This is a genomic window from Acidaminococcus hominis, from assembly GCF_022484025.1.
GTDB classification, from domain to species: Bacteria; Bacillota; Negativicutes; order Acidaminococcales; family Acidaminococcaceae; genus Acidaminococcus; species Acidaminococcus hominis.
The window spans coordinates 1,928,955-1,953,075 of sequence record NZ_JAKVMG010000001.1; the positions used below are offsets into that span (position 1 = coordinate 1,928,955).

The 24,121-nt window shown below is 52.1% G+C and carries 19 protein-coding genes; 9 read left to right on the forward strand and 10 right to left on the reverse strand.

Annotated elements, in window-relative coordinates:
- The first annotated feature begins 56 nt into the window (after positions 1-56).
- Positions 57-1,025 (forward strand): LysR family transcriptional regulator, encoded by a 969-nt coding sequence (locus tag LKE88_RS08690; protein WP_105327488.1) that lies wholly within the window; start codon positions 57-59, stop codon positions 1,023-1,025.
- 80 nt (positions 1,026-1,105) lie between these two features.
- Here the strand turns inward: LKE88_RS08690 and LKE88_RS08695 are convergent, their stop codons facing one another.
- The 5 genes from LKE88_RS08695 to LKE88_RS08715 all read right to left on the reverse strand — a co-directional run bounded on the left by LKE88_RS08695 (position 1,106) and on the right by LKE88_RS08715 (position 6,182).
- The gene (locus LKE88_RS08695) at positions 1,106-1,369 is read right to left on the reverse strand and encodes a LysR family transcriptional regulator (RefSeq protein ID WP_105327487.1); all 264 of its coding nucleotides are present in this window, start codon (positions 1,367-1,369) and stop codon (positions 1,106-1,108) included.
- 140 nt (positions 1,370-1,509) lie between these two features.
- The gene (locus LKE88_RS08700) at positions 1,510-2,814 is read right to left on the reverse strand and encodes a CitMHS family transporter (protein WP_231086130.1); all 1,305 of its coding nucleotides are present in this window, start codon (positions 2,812-2,814) and stop codon (positions 1,510-1,512) included.
- A 30-nt stretch (positions 2,815-2,844) separates the two neighbouring features.
- Positions 2,845-3,804: a hydroxymethylglutaryl-CoA lyase gene (locus tag LKE88_RS08705; RefSeq protein ID WP_105327485.1), complete on the reverse strand. Its 960-nt coding sequence runs from the start codon at positions 3,802-3,804 to the stop codon at positions 2,845-2,847.
- Between the two features lie 22 nt (positions 3,805-3,826).
- Positions 3,827-5,020, reverse strand: a complete 1,194-nt coding sequence (locus LKE88_RS08710) for a CaiB/BaiF CoA transferase family protein (protein ID WP_105327484.1) — start codon at positions 5,018-5,020, stop codon at positions 3,827-3,829.
- Positions 5,021-5,330: 310 nt separating this feature from the next.
- Positions 5,331-6,182 (reverse strand): helix-turn-helix domain-containing protein, encoded by an 852-nt coding sequence (locus tag LKE88_RS08715; RefSeq protein ID WP_105327483.1) that lies wholly within the window; start codon positions 6,180-6,182, stop codon positions 5,331-5,333.
- Positions 6,183-6,453: 271 nt separating this feature from the next.
- Between LKE88_RS08715 and LKE88_RS08720 the strand changes: the two genes are divergently transcribed.
- The 4 genes from LKE88_RS08720 to LKE88_RS08735 all read left to right on the forward strand — a co-directional run bounded on the left by LKE88_RS08720 (position 6,454) and on the right by LKE88_RS08735 (position 12,565).
- A complete protein-coding gene (locus LKE88_RS08720) occupies positions 6,454-7,863 on the forward strand; it encodes an IS200/IS605 family accessory protein TnpB-related protein (RefSeq protein WP_276803386.1) in 1,410 nt (469 codons plus the stop codon).
- A gap of 239 nt (positions 7,864-8,102) precedes the next feature.
- Entirely contained in the window at positions 8,103-9,467 is a 1,365-nt protein-coding gene (locus LKE88_RS08725) for a sodium:solute symporter family protein (RefSeq protein WP_105327503.1), read from the forward strand.
- 23 nt (positions 9,468-9,490) lie between these two features.
- Entirely contained in the window at positions 9,491-11,218 is a 1,728-nt protein-coding gene (ggt, locus tag LKE88_RS08730; protein ID WP_231086122.1) for a gamma-glutamyltransferase, read from the forward strand.
- A 168-nt stretch (positions 11,219-11,386) separates the two neighbouring features.
- Positions 11,387-12,565, forward strand: coding sequence for a M20 family metallopeptidase (locus LKE88_RS08735; protein WP_118286825.1), 1,179 nt, complete (start codon positions 11,387-11,389; stop codon positions 12,563-12,565).
- Between the two features lie 90 nt (positions 12,566-12,655).
- On the opposite strand, the gene LKE88_RS08740 is transcribed toward LKE88_RS08735, so the two are convergent.
- The 4 genes from LKE88_RS08740 to LKE88_RS08755 form a co-directional block, all read right to left on the reverse strand.
- Complete coding sequence (locus tag LKE88_RS08740) at positions 12,656-13,978, reverse strand: sodium/glutamate symporter (protein ID WP_118286824.1); 1,323 nt, start codon at positions 13,976-13,978, stop codon at positions 12,656-12,658.
- Positions 13,979-14,240: 262 nt separating this feature from the next.
- The gene (locus tag LKE88_RS08745) at positions 14,241-14,942 is read right to left on the reverse strand and encodes an RraA family protein (protein ID WP_276803389.1); all 702 of its coding nucleotides are present in this window, start codon (positions 14,940-14,942) and stop codon (positions 14,241-14,243) included.
- 723 nt (positions 14,943-15,665) lie between these two features.
- Positions 15,666-16,505, reverse strand: a complete 840-nt coding sequence (locus LKE88_RS08750) for a DUF6282 family protein (protein ID WP_276803390.1) — start codon at positions 16,503-16,505, stop codon at positions 15,666-15,668.
- A gap of 363 nt (positions 16,506-16,868) precedes the next feature.
- On the reverse strand, positions 16,869-18,122 hold the full coding sequence (locus LKE88_RS08755) for an SLC13 family permease (RefSeq protein WP_118286821.1): 1,254 nt from the start codon (positions 18,120-18,122) through the stop codon (positions 16,869-16,871).
- A 1,175-nt stretch (positions 18,123-19,297) separates the two neighbouring features.
- On the opposite strand from LKE88_RS08755, the gene LKE88_RS08760 reads away from it, so the two are divergent.
- Positions 19,298-19,450 (forward strand): hypothetical protein, encoded by a 153-nt coding sequence (locus tag LKE88_RS08760; RefSeq protein WP_276803392.1) that lies wholly within the window; start codon positions 19,298-19,300, stop codon positions 19,448-19,450.
- Positions 19,451-19,646: 196 nt separating this feature from the next.
- Here LKE88_RS08760 and LKE88_RS08765 read toward each other — a convergent pair whose 3' ends face one another.
- Positions 19,647-20,630, reverse strand: coding sequence for a LysR family transcriptional regulator (locus LKE88_RS08765; RefSeq protein ID WP_276803394.1), 984 nt, complete (start codon positions 20,628-20,630; stop codon positions 19,647-19,649).
- A 212-nt stretch (positions 20,631-20,842) separates the two neighbouring features.
- Between LKE88_RS08765 and LKE88_RS08770 the strand changes: the two genes are divergently transcribed.
- From LKE88_RS08770 to LKE88_RS08780, 3 genes are all read left to right on the forward strand, one after another.
- Positions 20,843-21,544: an RraA family protein gene (locus tag LKE88_RS08770; protein WP_105326539.1), complete on the forward strand. Its 702-nt coding sequence runs from the start codon at positions 20,843-20,845 to the stop codon at positions 21,542-21,544.
- A gap of 17 nt (positions 21,545-21,561) precedes the next feature.
- Positions 21,562-22,590 (forward strand): hydroxyacid dehydrogenase, encoded by a 1,029-nt coding sequence (locus LKE88_RS08775; RefSeq protein ID WP_105326540.1) that lies wholly within the window; start codon positions 21,562-21,564, stop codon positions 22,588-22,590.
- Positions 22,591-22,844: 254 nt separating this feature from the next.
- On the forward strand, positions 22,845-24,119 hold the full coding sequence (locus tag LKE88_RS08780; RefSeq protein WP_105326541.1) for an SLC13 family permease: 1,275 nt from the start codon (positions 22,845-22,847) through the stop codon (positions 24,117-24,119).
- Positions 24,120-24,121 lie beyond the last annotated feature (2 nt).

Here is a 24,121-nt window from a genome sequence, read left to right on the forward strand (position 1 = left end):
GTTAAACTTCCTCCCAGGCCCTGCGGCCCCCCAATAAAGGAAAAAAGGAGAAGCCCATGTTTGAAAAATACCGTTATTTTATTGCCCTGGCCAAGGAAAAGAATGTGACCCGGGCAGCTGAAAAATTATTCGTCACCCACCAGGCCCTGAGCCATTACCTGTCCAATCTGGAAAAGGAATGCGGGGTGACCTTGTTCTACCGAAAACCGGAGTTCCGGCTGACGGACGAAGGACAGCTGTTTTTGGACAATATCCGCCAAGTGGAAGCGCTGGAGAACAGTTTAGCCCAGCAGTTTGCGGAAATCAAGGAAGGAAACTCCGGCACCATCCGGCTGGGAACCACGGAAGGCCGGTTCCGGATCTTTATGCCCCAGCTAATCGAGTCCTACAGCAAGCTGTTCCCCCATGTGCAGCTCCAGGTGGTCAGCGCCAACTCCCCAACGCTCAGGGAAATGCTCCTGAACAACCAGCTGGACATGATTGTGATCGGGGCTCCCAAGAACCCTTCCCGGTTCATCCAGAGCCAGCTGATTCTCCGGGAAGTGCTGTACCTGGTGGTCAGTGAAGGGATGCTAAAGCATTATTTCCCGGATACGTATCCTGGCTGCATTCAGGAATTCCGCCAGGGGGCGGACCTTTCCAAGTTCACCCAGATGCCTTTTTCCTTCAATATGCCGGCTTTCAACTCCTCCCAGATGATCAGCCGGCTGCTCCAAAAGCAGGATATTGAGCTGAACTGCATCCACACCTCCAGCCATCCGGACCTGCACCATTTGCTGACCACCCAGAATTACGCGGCCAGCTTCTGTCTCACCATGTACCTGCCCAACCTGCGCTACATTAACAGCCAGGTGGAAAACAAGCTCCACGCCTTCCCCATCCGGTACCTGGAGGAAACCAACCCCCTGAACCTGGAATACCGGAAGGACCGGACCTTCCCGGTCTACGGCCAGGCTCTGCTGCGGCTGATCCGGAAGCAATGCGCCTTTTACGCGGACTACAATCCGGAGCATATCCTAAAATAGCAAAAATAAAAAAGCCCCAGCATATTGGCACAGAGGGACGCCAATACGCTGAGGTTTTTTAGCAAAAGAAGTGTTTCGTCCTAGGGCTGGGGGCTGAAGCTTTCAAAGGCTTCGTTGGCCTGGAGCCAGTTTTGGGCCAGGGGCAGCAGCCGGCGGCCGTTTTCGGTAAGCCGGGTGGCCCGAATGCCCTTGCTGCGCTGGACCAGTTCCGTGCCCACCTGCTTTTCCAGGGACTTTAGTCGATAACTGACCGTGGCTTGGGACACAAACAAAAGGCGGGAGGCCTTGCTGATATTCTGAGCCTTAGCCACAGCCAAAAAGGTTTCAACCAGATCTTTTTCCATCAGGAGACCTCCAATTCTATCAAGGTTCTGCACGTATGACTGCGCCGCTGGTCCCAGGGGGAAACGCTGGAGACGTAAGGTGTGTTTTGAACGGGACCAGACGGGCTGTACATACACAAAACAGAGGGAAACTGCGATGCTTAGTAAATCTTCATATACCCCATGACCATGGCAATGCCGCACATAACAAAGCTCAGCAGCCAGGTCCGGAAGAAGTTGGCTTTCAGGTGGTCGTTGAGTTCCACGCCGGCAAGACCCAGGGCCAGGAAAGTGGTGGGCTGCAGCGGGCTCAGGATCATAGCCACGTTCTTGCCAATCAGCATGGCCACGCCTACGTCCAGAGGCGGTACGCCAAAGGCGGAACCGGCTTTGCCCAGCAGCGGGAACAGGCCATAGTAGAAGGTATCTGCACCCAGGCAGGCGCCAACAGGTACGGAGATGAAACCGGCGATGATGTTCATGTAGCGACCCATCCAAGTAGGCATTACCCACAGGAGGGTGTTTACCATGGCATCCAGCATACCGGATTTGTTCATGATACCGATGAATACGGCGGCTGCCAGCAGGGTAGCGGAGGTATCCAGGGCATCACCAGCGTGGCTGCGGAACAGTTTCCGCTGGGTTTTAGAATCAGGATAGTTGATGACCATACCAATGGCCAGAGCAATCATAAACAGAATGTGCGGGGACATTACGCCTAAGAGCAGCAGTACCAGCAGGATAATCGTGAGGATAATGTTCACGACCAGCAGCTTGGGCCGTCTCAGGGCTTCTTCTTCAGGGCTCAGTTTCACCTGGGCAGCCTGTTCAGCAGCTTCCTTGGTCAGGCCGGCACCGTGGCGGACTTCATTCATGCCCACCAGGGCAGCAATCACAAAGGTCAGGATCAGGCAGACGCCCTGGAAGGGAATCAGGTAATGCCACAGGTCGCCTACATCACGGTTCAGGATGGCAGCTACCCGGACTACTGGGCCGCCCCAGGGAACCAGGTTCATAACGCCCATGGCGGTTCCTACAATAAACAGCATGCCAGTGGGGCGCATATTCAGGCGCTTCCACAGGGGCAGCATGGAAGGAATGGTAACCAGGGCGGTGGTGGCGGTAGCACCATCCAAGTGGCCGATTACGGCAACCATGGCGGTGACCACAGCGGTAACCACTACGTTGTTGCCAGTTCTGGCCACCAGTTTCTTAACGATGGCATCAAATACACCAGCATCGGACATAATGCCGAAAAATTCTACCGAGAAAATGAACAATACTGCGGTTTTCCAAACGGTATTCAGCCCGGAGCCAATCCATTTTTCCAGAAGATCCGGGGTGACGCCCAGGAACAGGGCGCCAATAATGGGAATGGTCCCGAATACGGTAATGGGGGCCATTTTCCCTTTCAGCAGGAAGAATACCAGTACAATAAGGGTAGCGTAACCTACGAGTGCAACCATTTTCAGCTCTCCTTTGGGCAGGGGAAAAGATTATTTTCCCTGGGTGTGATTTTTGGCCTGCCGGGTAGGAACGTCCAGGATCAAGTCGCTGGCTTTGCCGGCCCGGAGCAGGTAACTGTCGGCAGGATGGTCCAGTTCAGACGCCATATGACGGCTGATGTCCATCATCTTATCCAGGTCAATACCGGTTGCAATGCCCATTTCATCACACATATGGATGACATCTTCGGAGGATACGTTGCCGGCGGCACCCGGAACAAAGGGGCAGCCGCCCATACCGGCCATGCTGGTATCGAACTGGGTGAAGCCTTCGCTGAGGCCAGCCAGGATATTGGCTACGCCCAGGCCCCGGGTATTATGGAAGTGGAGCCACCAGGAGACTTCAGGGTATTTTTCTTTGACCAAATGGCACAGGGAGGCCACCTGGGAAGGATAAGCCATACCGGAAGCATCGGAAAGGCTGATTTCCCGAATGCCTACCAGCATATAGGCCTCAATAATCTTGCAAACCACCTCGGGGGCAATTTCCTTGTCCCAGGGGGAGCCAAAGGCCATGGAGATGGAACCGGAGATTTCGATGCCGGCTTCCTTGGCCCGGTCCACACAGGCGGAGAAGCGGGCTACGCTTTCTGCCGGGGTGCAGTTCAGGTTGGCCAGGTTGTGGGCTACGGAGGCGGAAACGTTCAGTTTCACCTTTTTGCAGCCGCATTCGATGGCCCGGTCCACGCCCTTCAGGTTGGCAATCAGGGCCCGGTATTCCACGCCGGGTTTTTGGGTGATGCCCTTAAACACTTCATCGGTATCTGCTACCTGGGGTACAGCCTTGGGGCTGACGAAGCTGCCCACTTCGATGACCGGGAAACCGGCTTCGGTCAAAGCGTTGACGTAAGCAATTTTCTCCTGGGTAGTAGGAATCTTCTTTTCATTTTGCAGGCCGTCCCGCAGGCCCACTTCACAAAGACGGATTTGTTTCGGATAGGTTAATGCCATTTTCAGTTCCTCTTTTCTGTGCTTAGATGACTTTCTTTTCTTTCAGTTCAGCCAGCTGTGCATCAGACAGGCCCAGGATTCCGCCGTACACTTCTTCATTGGAAGCGCCCAGCTTCTGGCCAGCCCATTTGATTTCACCAGGGGTTTCGGACAGGACAGGAACGATGCCGGGCATCTTCACATGGCCAAATTCCTGGCAAGGTACCTCCACAATGTCGTGGCGGGCCTGGTATTGAGGATCTTCAAAGCAGTCTTTGATGTTATAGATGGTGGAAATGGGAACGCCGGCTGCATCGCATTTGGCTTTCAGTTCCTGGAAGGTATGGGTCTTTACCCATTCCGTTACCGCATCCATGATGGGTTTGGGATCTGCCAGACGGTCTTTGGCCAGGGCGTATTTAGGAAGCCAATCGGCTCTTCTGTCCATGGCATCGCACAGATGCTCGAACACCGGGTTGGTGCTGCAGACGATGATGACATACACATTGTCCTTGGTTTCGAAGGTACCGATAGGGCAGGAAGCGCCGCTGGGCATCGGGCTTCTCTCCCGGATGGTGCCAAACAGGTCGTATTGGGCAATCATGGCTTCTTCCATACGGAAGATACCTTCGTACAGGCTTACGTCGATTTCCTGGGGTTTGCCTTTCAGGGCATCCCGGTGGTACAGGGCAATCATGGTTCCCAGGGCTGCGTACAGGCCAGCTACATAGTCAGCCAGAGCAAAGGGAGGGCTGACAGGAGGACGATCCGGATAGCCCTGCATGTAGGTCATTCCGGAGAAGGCCTGCAGCGGGGTGCCCAAGCCGGCCAGTTTCCGATACGGCCCGGTTTGGCCATAGCCGGTGACATGGGTCACAATGATATCCGGGTTGACTTTCCGCATTTCTGCTACGCCAATTCCCCATTTGTCCAGGGTCCCGGTTTTAAAGTTTTCAATAACTACGTCACTTTTGGCCACCAGATCCAGGAACAGCTTCTTGCCTTCCTCAAAGTGGAAGTCCAAGGTTACGCTTTTCTTGTTCCGGCCCATGGACGGCCAGCGAATGCTCTTCCCATCTTTTAACGGCCCCATGGCCCGGAAAGCATCTCCCCGTCCGGTCATTTCTACCTTAATGACCTCGGCGCCAAAGTCTGCCAATAGGCCAGCGGCCCAGGGAGCAGCAATGACGGTCGAAATATCCAAAATGCGCACACCTTCTAATGCATGTTTTGCCATTTTTCGCACCTCTCATAGAATTTAGATTTTTTGCCGCATTGGGAGCTCCACCATTAACGGACATTTTCTTTACGGTTTCATCATACGTCATACGACGGAAAATAAGAAGCAATGATTTTTTAGTCTTTGCAAATTAAATTTGCTGTTACAATTTGGATGCATTGTGATAGGATATTTTTTATCCATAGTTCTGCATTGAATTACTGTTTGTTATCCTATTTGTCGTTATATAAAGAGGAAATGGTTTTTGAATATAAAAAATCCCAGGCAAGCCTTTTGGTTTGCCTGGGATTGTCTTTTGTACAGAGATTTATATGCTTTCTTCCAGCTGCTTTACCTGCCGCAGCCGAGCGGCGAAAACAGCCGGAGTAACGCCCATGTACTCCTTGAATTTCCGGGTAAAATAACTCTGGTCGTAGTACCCGCTGGCCTGGGCAATGGACGCCAGGGGCATATCCGGATCCCGCAGCAGCCGCTGGAGGGAATCCTGAAACTGCATATTATTTAGGGCAATTTTAGGAGATACTCCTACTTTTTCCCGGATAATTGTTTGCAAATACCGGCTGCTGTACCCGGTTTCTTGCTCCAATTCGTGCAGCTGGACCAGGCCGTGTTTGCGCAGGGCCGCTTCCATCAGCGCCGGCACCAGCCGCTCATTGCCGGCATTTCTCCGGCTGCGATTCTGCCACCTGCCGATAAACTGCTGCAATAAGGCCTGCCGGGCCGGCATATCCGCCGCTGCTGCCAGCTCCTCGTACAGGCTTCCCACCTGGATAAAATCCTCCAAAGGGGCTTCCGTATCCGTAACGGCGCTGCAGGGAATGCCAAAAATCTGGGTAAACCGGCCGGGAAAGAACTGGCACAGCAGGGTATGGTGGGTACCATACAGAGGAACTTCCTTGGTTTGGGTCAAAAGCCCGCATACCATGGCGCTGGGGCATTCCTGATCCAGGGAAAACTGAACGCCCAATAGCCCTATCCCCGGCACTGAATATAGACCTTTGGCCTGGGGGTCTGCGTCCAGCTCGTAAAGCACCGCGATATTCTCTCCCCGCTCCGGCTCCTTCAGAAAACATCGCTTGGTCTTGCGGGCCTGCCAAAAGGGCTGGGCAGACAGCCCTACCCCCTGCTTTTCCAGAACTTGTTCCTCAGCCTCTTTCATTCCCGATTCCCCCTATTGAAATGGGCGCCCCGATGCCGCGCTTGTTCCGTTTTTTCCTATACATCATACATCATTATATACTATGATACTTGCAAAAGTACATCAATTTTACTGGAAAGCTACATGAATCTGTTTCGTTAAGGGGTTAAACAACAGTTTCTAAAAATCATACAAAACCATATAAACATGATTATTTTGTACAAAATTCGAACAATATAATTGCATTTTGTAATATAATAGTATTAATAATTTACAGAATGGAGGTGATGCTGTGATTGTCTCTAAAACTTTTACGATTGAAACACGACTCAATCAAAATGATAATGCTGATCTAATTAAATACGTCAAGGAGTATAATGCTCTCTATGGCAGAATGTTACGCTTTGCGTGGCATCGTTATAACAATGGCGGCAAGTTTTCTGTAAAGAAAAGCCAGTTCAATACGCTTTTACAAATACAATTTGGAGTAAACAAGCGTTTTGCTAATTCTGTTATCTCTGAAGTCGAGGGTTTATATCGAGGCTTATATCAGTTGAAATGGTATGAGTATAAGCAGTTGAGTGGAAAAATAACGAAACTCTACAGTAAACGGAATAAACTTTGTAAACAAGTATTTGCTTTGAAGGAAAAAGCTCGAAACAATCAGTTGTCACCTTCTGCTTTGAGATATTATCGCAGGCAAAAAGAGAAAATCTTTTACACGGGTCAAAAGATTAACCGCCTCAAACAAAAGCAGGCTAACCTGCTGAAAGAGCTTCAGAGCAAAGATTTGCATCTCTGCTTTGGCTCAAAGAAGCTGTTTTATGCACAGCATAATCTTGAAAACAATAATCTGACAAGTCATAAGGTCTGGCTGGAACATTTCCGTGAGCAGAGAGATAATCGTTCCTTGTATATCGGAGCGAAGGATGAATTTCGCTGTAATCAGATACTGCAACTAACACCAATGGTACACTCGGGTAAAGGTAATCGTTTCGTTATTCAGCTGCGTAAGAACACAAAAGCTCGGGAGTACGTTTATGGAGCTTGTATTTTTAAGTATATGAGCAGCTTGTTAGCAAAAACCATTGTACAGAAAAGCCATGGCGTTAGCTATCGTATCGTATTCCGTGGCAGCAAGTGTTATCTGCAAGCTATGGTAACGTTCGATATAGATACCGACAGCTACAGGACCCGAAAAACGTATGGAACGATTGGCTTGGATTACAATGATGGCTTTATCGAACTTGCCGAGACCAATGAAACGGGAAATCTTGTTGGGCTAAAACACTATGATTTGCATTATCATGGTATGGGAAATAGAGCAAAGTCCGAAATTCGAGAGATAACTGCTAAGATTGTAAACTATGCAATTTCTGTCGGTAAAGACATTGTTATTGAAGATTTAGACTTTAGAAAATCTAAGTCAGAAGTCATCAAAGCAAAGTCAGCCCAAGGCAAGGCATACAATAAAATAATTCATGCCTTTGACTATTCGAGATATAAGGAAACTTTCGAAAATTGTTGTTTTAGACGAAATGTTAATTTGATTCAAGTCAATCCTGCGTATACGAGCAAGATTGCAAAGCAAAAGTATTGTGACAAAAAGAAACTCGTTATTCACCAAGGAGCAAGTTATGTTATTGCTCGTAGAGGTCAGGGCTTCGCAGATGAATATATAAGCAAAAAGAAGTTCTCATAAACAAAAACTTCCGTTAAGAAAGAACTGCTTCCAAGAGATTGCAGTCCTTGTACTTAACGGAAACTATAAAATAGACAACAACAGTTATATTTTGTTGTGCCACTTAGCAATAAGAGAAACAGAATTGAGCTGTTGGTAAATATGAGTGTGCCGTAACACTCGAAATCATTGGGAATTTGTCTTACCCTGTTTTGTATGATTTTATTTTACGGTGTTTTTATCAGAAAGGAGTCTTCGTTATGTTATTGGCAAGCTGGATCATCACCTTTATGCTGATCGTAGGCCTGGGCATCTATGCCGGTACCCGCATTACCCAGTCCGACCAGTGGAACGGCAGTGACCGCTCCATGGGCATCTTTTCCGTAGGAGCCATGCTGGGGGCCTGGCAGATTGGCGGCATGAGCATTGTAGGGGCTGCCCAAAACGGCTATACCATGGGCATCGCCGGCTGCTGGTACTCCATTGCCGGCGGTCTCTATTTCATCCTGATGGCTGTACTGGCCAAACCCATGCGCAAGTACATGAAAGCCAGTTCCCTGCCCGTGTTCCTGCGGGAACGGTACGGGGCTTCTGTTTCCAAGGTGCAGGCCTACATCTGGATTATTTTTGGTATCTTGTATATTCCCATCCAACTGAAAACGGTAGCCTCCGTAATCCAAATGGTGCTGCCGGGCATCAGCATCAACTGGGCCATGCTGATTGGGGTTACCATTGCCGCCTACACGGGCTTTGCCGGTATGAAGGGCTCCGACATCATCGGCCGGATTGTGTGCATTGCCACCTATATCCTGTTGATTGGTTTTGTAGTAACCAACCTGGACGACTTCCACGGCTACAGCGGCCTGCTAGCCAAACTACCTGAAGGCTACAACAACCTGACCGCCATGCCCGTTCAGCAGATCATCGCCTGGGCCCTGGGCGGCGCTCTCACCAGCATCGTCAGTCAGGCCGCCCTGCAGCCCATGTTCGCCGCCAAAAGCGACCACGACGCCACCTGGGGCTGCGTACTGGGCTACGTCATTGCCGGTCCTATCTGCATCTTGACGGCCATCATCGGCATGATGGCCAAAGCCAATACCAACAGCCTGGGTGATGGGGCCAGTGCCTTTGCCTGGAGCATTGCCCACCTGACCAGCCCGCTGCTGGCCGGCATTATCTTCGCCGTCATCACCATGATTGTGGCAGCCACCATGGCCACCATGATGATGGCCACCGGTACGGTAATTTCCAACGTTTACTCTACGCAAATCAATCCCCAGGCCACAGATAAGCAGGTATTGCAGGTATCCCGGAAAGGGACCATCATCGTTGCCTACATTTCCCTGTGCGTAGGTTTCCTGATTCCTTCCGCCCAAATGGTCAATATGTTCCTGACCTTGAACTACCTGGTGTACGCGCCTTTCAGCTTTACGGTCATCGCCGGGATGTTCTGGAAAGAGGTTACTGCCAAGGCTTCCCTGTACAGCATTGCCGCAGGGATTATCGTGGCCCTGGCCTGGATTTTCGCCGGTCTCAACTCTACTTTCAACGTGGTGTATCCCACCATTGCTGTCAGCTATATTGTGGGCTATGCGGTTACTAAAGCCCAAGCCCAACAAGCCTGATTTTTGAAGGAGGTCAATCAATCATGCCGAATCATCCTTATCTTGGTTATCAGCTCAATGACATTTTCTTCTATCGTCCCTATCCCTACGGGAGCAAGGGGGCTGTTTCCACCAACAGCCCCTATGCGGCCCAGGCAGGGCTGGAAATTCTCCGGCAGGGGGGCAACGTATTTGATGCGGCCTGCGCCGTTTCCCTGGTGCTGGGCGTGGTAGAACCCTACCATTCCGGCATCGGCGGCGGCTGCTTCCACGTGTTCTACCACAAGGAAAGCAACGAATTCTACTGCGTGGACGCCCGGGGGGTGGCTCCCCTCCACGCCTACCAGGATATGTTCCTGGACAAGGACGGGAATGTGGACCTGAACCTAACGGAGTTCTCCGGCCGTTCTGTAGCCGTTCCTGCCCTGTACAAGGCCATGGACAACCTGCTGCAGAAATTCGGCACCATGACCTGGGAACAGGTTTCTGCCCCGGCCATCAAGTTGGCCCGGTACGGCTTCCGCTGCGGCTTTACCTACGCCAGGGTATCGGATACCCCGGAAGCCGTGCACAACAAGGCGGCCTACGAAGGCTTCAGCGAGCTGTACCTGAAGGACGGCGAGCCCCGGGAATTTGGGGACCTGGTTGTAAACCCGGCCCTGGCCGACACCATGGAACAGGTTGCGGCTAACGGCGTGGATTGGTTCTACAACGGTCCAATTGCAGAGGAAATCGTAGAGTATGCCAATAAGAATCTGGGGCTCCTGTGCAAGGAAGACCTGACCAACTGCCAGCCCAAGAAACGGATTCCGGTCCGGGGCACCTACCAGGGCTATGATATTATTTCCATGGCGCCTCCTTCCTCCGGCGGCACCCACATTATCCAAATGCTGAACATCCTGGAAAACTTCGACCTGAAGAAAATGGGCTTCCATTCGGCAGCTGCCACCCACGTGATTGCCGAGACCATGAAGCTGATGTTTGCCGACCGGTCCGTGGCCATGGGGGATCCGGATTTCGTCAAAATCCATTCGGACAAGCTGCTTTCCAAGGAATACGCCAAGGAACTGGCGGCCAAGATTGATCTGGACCACGCCCAGGAATTTGCGCCCACCGAAGGTATCGAGGCCAGGGAATATCCGGGCTGCACCACCAGCTTCTCCATCATGGACCAATACGGCAACGCCTTTGCCCAAACCCAGACCATTCGGAACTGGTGGGGCTGCGGGGTGGTGCTGCCCAAACGGGGCTTTGTCCTGAACAACGCCATGGCCGATTTCAGCCCGAAAGTGGGGGTCAAGACCACCCAAGGCCTGGCCTATGGGGAAGCCAACGCCGTGCGGCCGGGCAAGACGCCCTTGTCCAGCATGAGTCCTACCCTGGTGTTCCAAAAGGGAAAACCGGTGCTGGCAGTAGGCTGCGCCGGCGGTCCCCGGATTATCACCAGCGTGCTGCAGATGATTCTGAACACCCTGACCTACGGCCGGATGATGGAACCTGCCGTGCGGACACCCTTTATGTGCTGCCTGACCAAGGAACAGGGACTGGAGCTAGAAGACGGGTTCTCCCCGGATACCATTGCCCTCCTGGAAGCCAAAGGCCACAAGGTGATTGTGCCCCCAGATATTGGGGAAATGTCCTGTATGCCCAACGGTATCCTGTACAAGGACGGGCTGTTCTATCCGGCCGGCACCAACCGGGTAGATGGCGGCGGCGGCATCCTGACCCAGGACGGAGCCATTGGCATTGACGGCATTTCGTTTAAGGATTGAGCAAGTAGAATAGTTAAGGAGCAGGAAAAATGCTGGTTATTTTTCCTGCTTCTTTTTTAGGTATTGTACTGCGCCCTCTTAACACCAGAGCGCAATTTGTTTCTGCTACTGTAACAGAACCCGCGTTTCTGCGGTATAATAGAAGCAGATGCATTTGGAGGTGGTTTCGTGAAAAACATAAGGTTATATAGTGCCTGTGAAAAGCTTCTGCCAGAATATCTAAAGCTCTGGCAGAAGGTGGTCAATGTGGACTGCGGTTCCCGGAACGGCAAGGGAATCGCCCGGGTAGCGGACTACCTGGAGGAGGAGCTGCGGCCGTTGCGCCCGGACAGCCTGGAACGGATCCCTATGGCAAATCCAGAGGACGGCAGTCATCTGCTGGTGACCTTTAAGGGCAAGGGAAAGGGCAAGATTATGGCCTGCGCCCATTTGGACACGGTATTTCCGGTGGGTACGGCCGCAGAGCGGCCCTTCCGCATTGACGGGGACTGGGCCAAGGGGCCTGGAGCGGCGGACTGCAAAAGCGGGGTTCTGATGATGGTGTTTGCCCTGAAACTGCTGCGGCAGTTTAAATATACGGACTTTGACACCATTACCCTGCTGTTTAATGCAGACGAAGAAATTTCTTCGCCGGACAGCCGGCATTTGATTGCCAAATTGGCGCCCCAGCACGACTGCTTCCTGTGCTGCGAATCCGGCCAGGAAGGGGACGGCCTGGTTTCCTCCCGAAAAGGCGCCAGCCGGATCCTGGTAAACGTCAAAGGCATTGCGTCCCATGCGGGGAACGCTCCGGACAAGGGTGCCAACGCCCTGATGGAATGCCTCCGGCAGATTGAGGGCATTAAGGCCCTGGAGGCTCCGGCCCGGGGTACCACCATCAACTTTACGGTGATGCACTCTGGGGACGCGGACAATGTGATTCCTGCTGAAGCCCACGCCATTGCGGACCTTCGGGTAACGGATCCCCAGGAACTGGAGCGGGTCCAAAAGGCGGTGGAAGTGCTGGCCTTCCGGGCTTCCATTCCCGGCACCAGCGTGGATACCCAGGTGGAAATCGGCAGCCTGCCCTTCCCCAGTAACCCTGGTACCCGGGAGCTTACCGCCCTGGCCCAGGAAATCTACGGGGAACTGGGCCGGAAGCTGGTACTCCGGGATGTGGGCGGCTCCTCGGACGCCAACTGGGCTGCGGCCGCAGGGGCCGTCTGCGTGGACGGTTTTGGAGCCGTAAAGGGCGGCAAGAACCATACCCCCCAGGAATGTGCCCTGGTGCCCAGCGTGGTGCCCCGGATGTACCTCTTAACCCGGATGCTGGAAGAACTGGGCCATGCCCCCAGGCTGATCAAATAATATGGTCCGTCTTAAACAACAAAAAACAGCTTGCAGACTCGTTCAGGAGTCCGCAAGCTGTTTTTTTAACGGGGAAAGTTCCCTATGCGCTTACCATTTCAGTTTTCTGTGGGTGTTGAAGAAGATGAACCCGCAGGCCATGAATACTACGAAGATGGCGGCACCAACGCCGGCGGTAAGACCAACGCCGCTCATCAGCCAGATAGGAGTTAGACCTACGAAGGCATCTTTCCAGCTCATCAGGGTAGAATATACGCCGTGGCTGTCACCTGCATGGGATTGGGAATCCGGGTCGATGGCACGAACCAGAGCCAGGCCGGTGGAGGTGTTGCCGGTAGCAGCGCCGAAGCACATAACGGCTTTTTCAAACCATTCTTCCTGGGCAAAGGTCTTGGCGCAGAACAATACCAGGGGTACGGTCAGGGCAGTCAGGACGATGGAGTAGATGGCCAGGGCCAGTGCATAGGTAGCGATGAACTTCAGGTTCAGGGTAGCCATAGCGGTGAATACTACCAGTTCCAGGAAGAAGCCGCTGAGCATTTTGATGGTCTTCAGGTCAACAAATTTTTCCAGATGGAACACTTCGATGAGTTTCCAGCCTACAGCACCGCCGATAACGCCGTGGAGCACGCTGGGGAGAATCTTGAAGAAAGGAATGTAGGTGCCCAGGAACTTGAAGATGCAGGTGCCCAGGAACAGGGAACCCAGCAGCCAAGCGCATTGCAGGGCCAGGTGGTTGATGCTGATACCGGTGGTAACGGTAGTACCGGTGGATTTGCGTTCATTTTCCGGCAGTGCACCGCCGTAGAATTGGGGCGGCTGCTTCTTGGGTTCCTTTACGTAGGTGCCCCAGCCTTTGCGGACGCCGAAGTTTACCAGGGCCATACCAACAACCATGGCCACAATCAGACCTACGGTGGACAGCACCATACCTACAGCCATGTTGCCTTCAATGCCCAGCTTTTCAAAGGAAGCTGCGGCAGCGGCTGCAGTACCATGGCCGCCGTGGAAGGAGAACACACCCATTACGCCCCAGCCCAGGGGCAGGCCCGGCCAAATGTCACGGAGCAGGGCGCCCAGCAGGGTGCCGATGCACATTTGCATACCGAAAGCCGGCATAGGCAGGCAGATGTAGTCCAAATAGGAATGGATTTTTTCTTTGTTGAAGCTTACGCCAAATACCAGGGAAGCCATTACTACGTTGATCAAAACGCCGGGAACGCCGCCCATAACTTTGGGGATTTCATAAATGCCCAAGCCTTGTTGGCCGGCTGCCAGCATCAGCAGGCCGCCGATCAGGGATGCCGGGAGGAATAATTTTTGCAGGGGTTTTACAATTTCACGCACGCCCCAGCCCAGCAGCATGAACATGCAGATCATCATCAGCATATCGAGTAACTGTTTAACTGTCATCTTCGCACCTCATTGCTTTCTTCAAGATAGAAAAATTATTGCGTTCAACCATAAACAAACTTGCTTTTTGTTTGCCTTAGATTCTCCGTACCGGACCCTCTACCCGGTACGGGAACCCTCAGCTGCCAATTTGTGCTCCAGTGAAAGCGGCGAATTTTGGAAACCCTCTTCCTCTCCAGCCGCTTTCCACAAATTGTTTTGCTCTCAGGAGTCTGCCAGGTCTCCAGTCCTGGCAGCTTCCTGTAATAGCCTTACCTAGGGCTTAGCCTTTGTACATGCCGTCGATGACTTCGACGCCTTTATCGGCCAAGCGCTTGTCAACCCATTCTCTCTTGGAGTTGCCGGTTTGGGCAGCCACCAGTTTGGCTTCGTCCTGGGCTTGGAAAGCTTTGGCAGCTTCCAGTACGGTTTCGCCTTCCTGCCAGGGAATCACGATAACGCCGTCCTGGTCCATAACGATGATGTCGCCAGGGTTAATGCTGATACCGCCGCAGGAGATGGGCACGTTGATTTCGCCAGGGCCTTCTTTGTAGGGACCGTCGGGGTTGGTGCCTGTAGCGTAGATGGGATAGGTCATTTTGCGGACAGCGTCGATATCCCGGATAGGACCATCGATGATGATGCCGCCGATGTTCTTGGAACCGCCGTAGGTGAACATGATTTCGCCAATCAGGGAACGGTATTCTTCGCCGCCATCGTTGGAAACGATCAGCACATCACCAGCTTTGGCCATGTTCAGGGCCTTGTGCAGCATCAGGTTGTCCCCGGAACGGGTTTTGATGGTGAGAGCCCGGCCTACGTTTACGGGATCCGGAGGATTGCTTTGCAGTTTGATGCGGGGATGCATCCCTACCAGACGGCCCATGGTGTCAGAGATATTAGCACAGGGGATTTTCTTGAAAGCGTCCAGCAGTTCTTGAGCAACTTCCGGTTTTTGCGGGAATACACGATTTCCAATAGACATTTACAATTCCTCCTTGAAATAGACAGTTCCGAGAATCTAATGTGAATTTATAATTTTCAGTCATTCACTTTTCGTAATTGTATGATATCTTATTGTGTCAACAATGTGAAACAATAATATTGGGGAAAATCCACAAAGAAATTTTGTTGATTTAAATAAAGGTTGATGTAGGCTGGTTGGTTTATGGTTCACTTTGGTGGTGCGGTCCGCGAACCTGAAGTGATGTGGTGCCGGGTATCCCCTCTCCTACAGCACTACCTTCAGAAAAAGGTAGTGCTGCTTTCCTCTCCCCTACAGGGTAGAGGTTTGGGCGCCCTTCGGGCAGATTGGCAGCAAACCCCATCCCGGCTGCGCTCACTTTCTTGGAGCGCAGCCACCCTTCCCCCTTACCTGTCCGCACAGCGAACAGGTAAGGAGAAGGCAGGCGGCCTGCGGCCGCAAAAGAACTTTTCTTGACCCGCCAGGGATACTTCTTTAAGTTTCTTTATATCATACATCTCCGTTTTTCGGGATTTGTCACAAAATTATTTTGTTTTACGGGAACGAAAAAACATCCCCGGAGCGTGGTTCCGGGGATGTTCAGAGGGCGGGGTTAAACCCCTTAGAGGCCGCAGCAGAAAGGGTGTACAGTCCCTTTCTGCCTTGTGTTCCCTATTCTAGAGGGTTTTGCCCTTTATGTAAAACAGTGTTTCTTTGCCGCTGCACAACCAGGGGTTGTGGTGTTTACAGGGCCCGGGTATAGTACCGGGCGGGGTTGTCCACCAGCATGATGTGGAGTTCTTCCGGGGTGATGCCTTCGGCCAGCAGCAGGTCGCCCAGCTTGCTCAGGGCTTCATCCGGATAGGGGGATGCGGGCTGGCCCACATCCGTGGACAGGACCACCTGTTCGGCGCCTACGGCACGGATCCGCTCTGCCATTTCTGCCGGGGTAATATGGCCGGCCTGGATATTGAAGTAGCAGTGTTCCGTCATGGCACCCAAGGCTGCCGCCTGCTTCAGCTGCTCAGTGGTGTAGTAGTCCGCTGCGCCGTCCACATGGGTGGCCACCAGTTTCTGGATGCCCTTGTCATGGGCGGCCTTGAGCACGGCCAGACCTTCTTCGGCGCTGACGTGGCCGGTGGCAAGGACCATATCGTAGGCTTTGACAATATCCAGGATTTCGCTGATGCCGGGCACCAGCTGGCCGTTGTCATCCAAGGCGGTGAGATAGGCAGCAGCCTCCTGGTCGCTCATTCCCGGATGTTTCTTTTTCTGGTAGCTGCGGGCTTCCAGGGTGGGCAGCCAGACTACCTGGCCCCCCAGCTTAGCGCAATTTTCCACGGCGTAGGAATTAAAGCCGCCTACGGTCCGGTTCAGTACAATGCCGCCGATAATCTTCAGTTTGGGGAACTGGGCCTGGAGCAGGGCAGCCCGGGCGGCGGTTTCCGTAAAGTGGTTTTTCACCAAAAAGCCGGCCATGCCCTTTGCTTCCAGCCGGGCAGCCAGTTCGGGATCCGTGAATTTCCGTTTGCTCACATCGGGAGCTGTATGTACGTGTACGTCATAAATACCTTTTACATCCATGTTGGTTCTCCTTCTTTTGCAGGTAGCTTTGCCTTGAGAAAAAAAGGATTGTGAAAAAATTAAACTTCCTCAGTCATCCTATAGGATGACAGCCCCTCCAGTGGTTCGCAGCTAGCTGTTCATCTTCGCTCAGAGAGCTTGATTCACAGGCTGCTATCACATGGCTCACATTCGCCAAGAGCTTTTCGACTAACTGATTTGCTCTTGGATGTGAGCGCAACATTTGGAGGGGCCGCTCATACCCGTCAAGGTTCCAGTATTTATCAACCCTAACGCTATAGTTCAGACATTAGCTGACCAATATCGGAGGGAATTTCGCTGCTTAAATGCATCAAGGATTTTTTCACAATCCCCTAACTTTACTTAGTACGGCAGGAAAATGGGGATCAGCCCTACCACCACCAGATAGGTGAGGATTACCATGGGCAGACCAATCTTCACAAAGTCCATGAACTTGTATTGGGTCCAGCCTACGGTCATCATGTTCTGGGGTGCGGCAAAGGGGGTTGCATAGGAAGCAGCACCGGCCAGGGTGATGATCATGGCAATGGGGTACGGGCTGACGCCAATCTGCTGGGCAATGGACACGCCGATGGGCATGAACACCAGGATGGTGGGAATGTTGGACATAATCTGGGTCAGTCCGGCAGCAGCTACAAACATGACAGTAGAAATCATGAAGGGGCTGGGGTTGTTGCCCAAAATGGCGATAATCAGGTCGGCAACGGCCTGGCCTGCACCGCTGTCCTTTACGCCTTCGGAAATGACGCCCAGGGCGCCTACCAAAATCAAGCAGTTCCAGTCAATGGCCTTGAAGGCATCCTTGATGGTCATGCAGCGGGTTCCCACGATAACGCAGGCACCCAGTACAGCAGCCACGTGCATGGGCAGGGCCTTGCTGCCGCTGGCGATGATAATCAGCACCACAATCATGGTCAGGGCGGCGATGGTGGCTTTTTGTTTGTTCAGGGGTTTCTTTTCGATTTGGGCAAATTCAGGAACGTAGCCGGTATCGGGAATCATCTTGGAACCGATGAAGGTGAAGTACAGGGTACCCACAATGCACACGCCGATGCCGAAGGGGGTAATGCTGAAGAAGCCGAAGGGTACCAGACCCAGCTTGCCCATGGCAGCGGCGGCAGCAGCGTTGGAGCCTACGCCTACCAGGGTTACGAAGCCGCCAAACTGGGCACCAAACAGCAGGCCCAGCAGGGCCCGGGAAGGACCTACGCCGGCAGATTCGGCCATGGCCGTTACCAGGGGAGCCATAGCAACCATAACGCCGATGTTACTGCACACGGAGCTCAGGATGCAGGAAACGATCAGGGTTGCCAGGATAATGTTCCGTTCGCTTTTGCCGGTAATGGCAATCATCTTTTCACCAATCTTGTCGGTGATGCCGGTGTGGAACAGGGAAGAACCGACCACCATCATGCCGGCCAGCAGAATGTTGGTGTTGTTGTCGTAGCCGGAGAACACAGTGCTCATTTTCACAATGCCCAGGGCGCCGTAGGAAATGGAAGCTAAGATAGCAGTAACTGCAATGGGAATGGGTTCCCAGATAAATAACAGAATCGTAATGAATAGAATACCTAATGCCAATGCCATAGGAGTCATTGTCGTCATCCTTTCTTAATTGCCAACGCTTGGTTAGGAAAAACCGGCTCTCCGGTTTCCCTTCATACTGCCGTTTTGGGCAGCCCCGCGGCTGCACCGCCAAAACGGAAACTGCTGTGTTACGGTCCCCCTTTCTATTTCACCCGCGACGGAATGAAATGTAAATTAGTAATTTTCAGTCTTTGCATTTTTGGCAATTGTATGATAACTTGAGACTATAACAAAGTAAAACATAGATATTTTGGGTATGCTACAAATAAAATTTGTGAAAGGGTAGTGCAGTCTGCGGGGTGTAGTGTGGTTCGGCCCTCCGGGCATCCTGGATTTGAACCCCATCCCGGCTACGTTTTATTCTTGGGGCGTAGCCACCCTTCCCCTTCTCCTGTTCGCTACGCAGCGAACAGGTAAGTGGAAGGCAGCGGCCGATGGCCGCGAAATGCTGAGTATTAAACTTTCTCCGTCAGTCACGCAGCGACTGACACCTCTTTCACGCTTGAAAGAGGCTTCCAGGCCACCACTGGTCAAGTGACAAAGAAAGGTAGTATTAGTATTTACATACCGTGATTACATCTCTATACCCGTTTTGCACATGACTCGTACAGGCCTAAGACCGGCCCATCCAAAGCGTTGCGCTCACATCCAAGAGCAAATCCGTTAGTCAAAAGGCTCTTGGCTAATGTGAGCCATGTGATAGCAGCCTGTGAATCAAGCTCTCTGAGCGAAGATGAACAGCTAGCTGCGAACCACTGAGGAAGTTCATCCATGTTTTGCGGCCTCCGGCTGCCTGCCTTCTCCGCACACTCGTCTTCTCCGTTTCAGCTGTGGAGCAGCTGAAATGGGGAAGATGCGCCTAGCATAAGAATTCCAAAGGCGCAGATGGGGCATGTTCAAGAGAAGGTGGGGCGCACAGCGCCTCGGATGGGGGCAGCAGGGCCTAATTATAAGCACAAGCCTATCGAGAGAAACGAATCAGAAATACATTCAGCTTTCTGCCTCGTTGCCTGCGGTGAAAATTCCTACGCTAAATTTTCTTAAATTCCGTTAAACTGTTTACAATTATAAAAGCAGGCAGCCGTTTTTTTGTGAAGGAAATGTGAAGCACTAGTCACGAACACAAAAATGAGTATAATAAAGATAGTTCGATATTAACCGAACAAAAAAGGAGGATGAAGCTCATGGAAATGGATAAGAAAATGGTCTCTGGTGCCGCCAAAGAAGGTTTTGATTTTGAAGGTTTGCTGCTGGATTTATTCGTTTCTAAGGCATTCTCCAGCAAAGTTCCCAGTATGCTGGACTGGGATCCGATGGCGTATTTCGATTTCGAATAAGCCATTTTATTTCCCGAATATTAAAGTACTTTTTCGCAAACAATTTTCAGAAATAGCCAGGTCAGGCTTTGTTTGACCATGGTTTCTGCCTATTGCGTACTATCTACCTCCATATAGCTCCTTTTCTAGGGAAAAACAACCAAGGGCCGGGGCCTGTACTTTACGTACAGGCCCCGGCCCTTTGGCGTATAGGCGTTTATTCCACGCCCGGTTCCGGTTTATGGACGTAACTGGGGTCCATGGTTTCCACATTCTTAAAATAGTTTTCCAGCAGTTCAATGAAGTACTTCAAATACTGGGCGTGGTACCGGTTCTTGAAGTAGGCCAGGTACAGGTTGTGGTACACGGACTTTTCCTTGTACAGTAAGGGAAAGATGTTCACGTCGGAAGCCAGCTGCTTTTTGGTCTTATTGAGGGGCATGGTGGTACTGAAGGTGGCCGCCAGGGCCTTGGACGAAATGGTTTCGCTCATGCGCAGGTGGTCCGTGCGGATATACACCTGGGGTGCGCAGCCTGCTTCCTCAAAGCAGTTGGTCAGGATGGTGCCCATCCGGTTGGGGGGTGTCAGCATCAAAAAGGGCAGCTTGGCAAAGTCTTTCAAATGGGCTCCGTGCCGGGAGCGTTCCTTGATAATTTCCGTTTCCGCCCCATAGTATTTTTTCAGCAGCCGGTCGGATACCAGCAGATAAATTTGGTTGGCCAGCAGCAGGGTGCTGCTGAGGCCGGGAATATTTTCGTTACGTACGGAGAGGATTACGTCCAGATTCCCTTCCAAAAGCTGGGACTGGAGATGATCCGAGGTATCGTCCGTCAGGTCCATGGACACATGGGGGTAGCGCCTGGTAAGGTCCGGCAGCACCGCCGGCAGGGCAATATTGTAGCGGATGAAGCTGGCCCCAAAGCGAATGGTGCCCCGGGCTTCTTCGGCAATATCCGACAGCACTTCCTTGAATTCCTGCTCCTGGTTCAGCACCTTGTCGGCAAATTGCAGCAGGGAAAAACCGGCGGTGGTCAGGGTCAGCCGGGGTTTCCGGTAGAACAGCGGGATACCGCACCACTTTTCCAGCCGGGCAATGTGGTTGCTCAGGGTCTGCTGGGACAGGAACAGCCGTTTGGCTGTCTGGGTCATGTTCAGGTCCCGGGTCAGTTCTTTAAAGTAGTATAAGCTTTCCAGATCCATAGGGTCCTCCTTGATGCCAAGTTCCGGTGCTCCTTGGGCCAGGCGCCCCGGTAAATTCTCTTAGCCACAAAATTATTTTGTTCCTCCTCCAAATTATAACTGTTTTACTTTGTGGTTGTCAAAAGGTATTATACGGTTGCAAGCAATAAAACAGAAAATTACGAATTGCCATTTGATTGCAAACCGTTATGTATTTCAAGGAGGAATTGTAAATGTCTATTGGAAATCGCGTATTCCTGCAAAAACCGGAAGTTGCTCAAGAACTGCTGGATGCTTTCAAAACCATCCCTGCTGCCAACATCTCCGACACCATGGGTCGTCTGGTTGGTATGCATCCCCGCATCAAACTGCAAAGCAGCCCCAAGGATCCCATCAACGTAGGCCGGGCTCTCACCATCAAAACCCGTTCCGGGGACAACCTGATGCTGCACAAGGCTCTGAACATGGCCAAACCCGGTGATGTACTGATCGTTTCCAACGATGGCGGCGAAGAATACCGTTCCCTGATTGGCGAAATCATGTTCACCTACGGCGGTTCCAAGAACATCGGCGGCATCATCATCGATGGTCCTATCCGGGATATCGACGCCGTCCGCAAAATGACCTATCCTATCTACGCTACCGGCACCAACCCTGGCGGCCCCTACAAAGAAGGCCCCGGCGAAATCAACGTTCCTATCTCCTGCGGCGGCATCAGCATTAACCCCGGCGACATCATCGTCATGGACGAAGACGGCGTTATCGTGATTCCTTGGCAGGAAGGCGAAACTGTACTGGAAGCTGCCAAAGCTTTCCAAGCTCAGGACGAAGCCAAACTGGTGGCTGCCCAAACCGGCAACTCCAAGAGAGAATGGGTTGACAAGCGCCTGGCTGACAAAGGCGTAGAAATCATCGACGGAATGTACAAAGGTTAATAAAGGAGCTAACGAACATGCCTTGGAAAATTTTACTGCCTCAAGAAATTATGTCTGAAGGCCGCAAACTGCTGGAAGATGCTGGCCATACCCTGATTGCCGGCCGCGGCTTTGAAACTGCCGATGTACTGGCAGATATGAAAGAATACCAACCGGATGCCATGATTGTCCGGATTACCCCGATTACCCGGGAAGTTATCGAATCCAACCCCAACCTGAAGGTTATTGTCCGTCACGGTGCCGGCTTCGACGCCCTGGACGTAAAGGCCTGCCACGACAATGGCGTACAAGCCCTGTATGCTCCGGTGGCCAACTCCACTTCCGTAGCCGAAACCGCTATGCTGCTGATTCTGGAATGCAGCCGCAACGTAACCGTGCTGCACAAGACCTGGGTCAACGACTACTACAAAGCAAAATTGAAGGTGCGCAAGAATACCATTAACGGCAAGACCCTGGGCATCATCGGCTGCGGCAACATCGGCAGTCGCCTGGCCAAACGGGCTTTGGGCATGGAAATGAACGTACTGGCTTACGATCCCTACAAACCGGCTGCTGACTTCCCCGATGGGGTTGAAGTGGTACGGGACCTGGACCGGATCTTCAAAGAAAGCGACTACGTATCCATCCATACCCCCAATACCCCGGTTACCCATCACATTGTGAATGCCGAAACCTTGGCTATGATGAAACCCACCGCTTTCCTGATCAACACTGCCCGGGGCGGCTGCGTGGATGAAGATGCCCTGTACGAAGCCTGCAAGAACGGCACCATTGCCGGCGCTGGCCTAGATGCCCTGAAGAAGGAACCGGTGGATCCTAACCTGCCGCTCCTGACCCTGGACAACGTCATCATGTACCCGCATATCGGCGGCAACACCCAGGAAGCTGCCCACCGTGCCAGCTACTTCTCCGCCATGGGCGTGCAGGAAGTATACGAAGGCAAGGAACCTACCTGGCCGATCCACGATATCGATTATGAAACAGCCAAAACCTATACCGACACCAAGAAACCCAATACCAAACCGGCCGGTATGTTTGACTTCTAATTACTCAGCTTTTGCTTGTTATAGATTATGGATTGTTTACTCTTGAGAAGCCTTTCCTGTAGACACGAATTGCAAAAGGTCCCCTCCTTTTAGTTCAGGCCCTCAAGGGTGAACAGGACATAATCAGCCCCTCCTTTACAGGCGAACCTCAGGGCGCAGAGCAGTCCTCTGCGCTCTTTTTTTAAGGCTGTTATATTGAAATTTCTATTTATTTTTACATTTCTCACAAACTTTTGGATTTAAGGAGGAATATCATGTTCACCCCTGCTACTATTGCCATTATCATTCTGGTACTGGCCGTCATCTCCTTCCTGATGGAAAAGATTCCGGTCAACCTGACCATTATGCTGTCCATGATTGCCCTGGTGCTCACCCGTCTGGTCACCCCCAAAGAAGCCATTGCCGGCTTTGCCAGCACCACCATCCTGATGCTGATTGGCGTGGTCATCGTAGGGTCCGCCCTGTTTGAAACCGGGGTCTGCGACAAGATTGCCCACACGGTCACCAAGTATGCCAAAACGGAACGGCAGCTCATCATGGCCATTCTGCTGCTTTCCAGCATTCTTTCTTCCGCCGTTTCCAACTCCGGCACCGTTGCCGTGTTCATCCCCATTATCATGGGTATCTGCGCCCGGACCGGGTTCAGCCATTCCAAGCTGTTAATGTGTGCCTTCCTAGGCTCCATGTGCGGCGGCCGTCTGACCCTGGTGGGCGATGCGGCCATCAACGTGCTCATCGGCAACCAAATTCTGGAACTGGGCTACCCGTTCGGTTTCTTTGAAATCGGCAAAATCGGCCTGCCCCTGACCATCATCATGATGGTATATATGTACTTTATCGGCTACCGCTTCCTGCCGGACATCAAAATGAAGGGCTTCGATGATGCCCTGTTCTCCTCCCACAAGGAAATCAAACAAGTTTCCAAGTTTAAACAAAATGCTTCCATCATCATTATGCTCCTGGTATTTATCGGTATGATTTTTGAAAAACAGACCGGTATTCCTTCCTACATGGTAGCCATTATCGGCGCTGTAGCTGATGTGTGCTGCGGAATTTTCACCGAAAAGCAGGCCTACCAGCTGGTCAGCATTCAGACCGTTATCCTGTTAGGCGGTATGGTGCCCCTGGCCACGGCCCTGAAAAAGACCGGCGCTGCCCAGCAGATTGCCAACCTGCTGATCACCCTGATCGGCGGCTCCACCAATGTGTACTTCATTACCGTAGTCATCTTCCTGCTCACCATGGTGATGACCCAGTTCATGTCCAACGTAGTAACCGTAACCCTCCTGATGCCCATTGTTATTGCTGTGGCCCGGTCCATTGGGGTTATCCCCTCTGCCCTGGTTATGGTGCTGGGTATCGCTTCCACCATGTCTATCCTGACGCCAATTGCCTGCCCGCCGGCCAACCTGATCTACTCCTACGGTGGCTACAAGTTCTCGGATTATCTCAAGAGCAACATCGGCCTGGCCCTGGTATTTATGGTCACTTGTATCGTGGTTATCCCCATGATTTGGCCGTTCTATTAAGG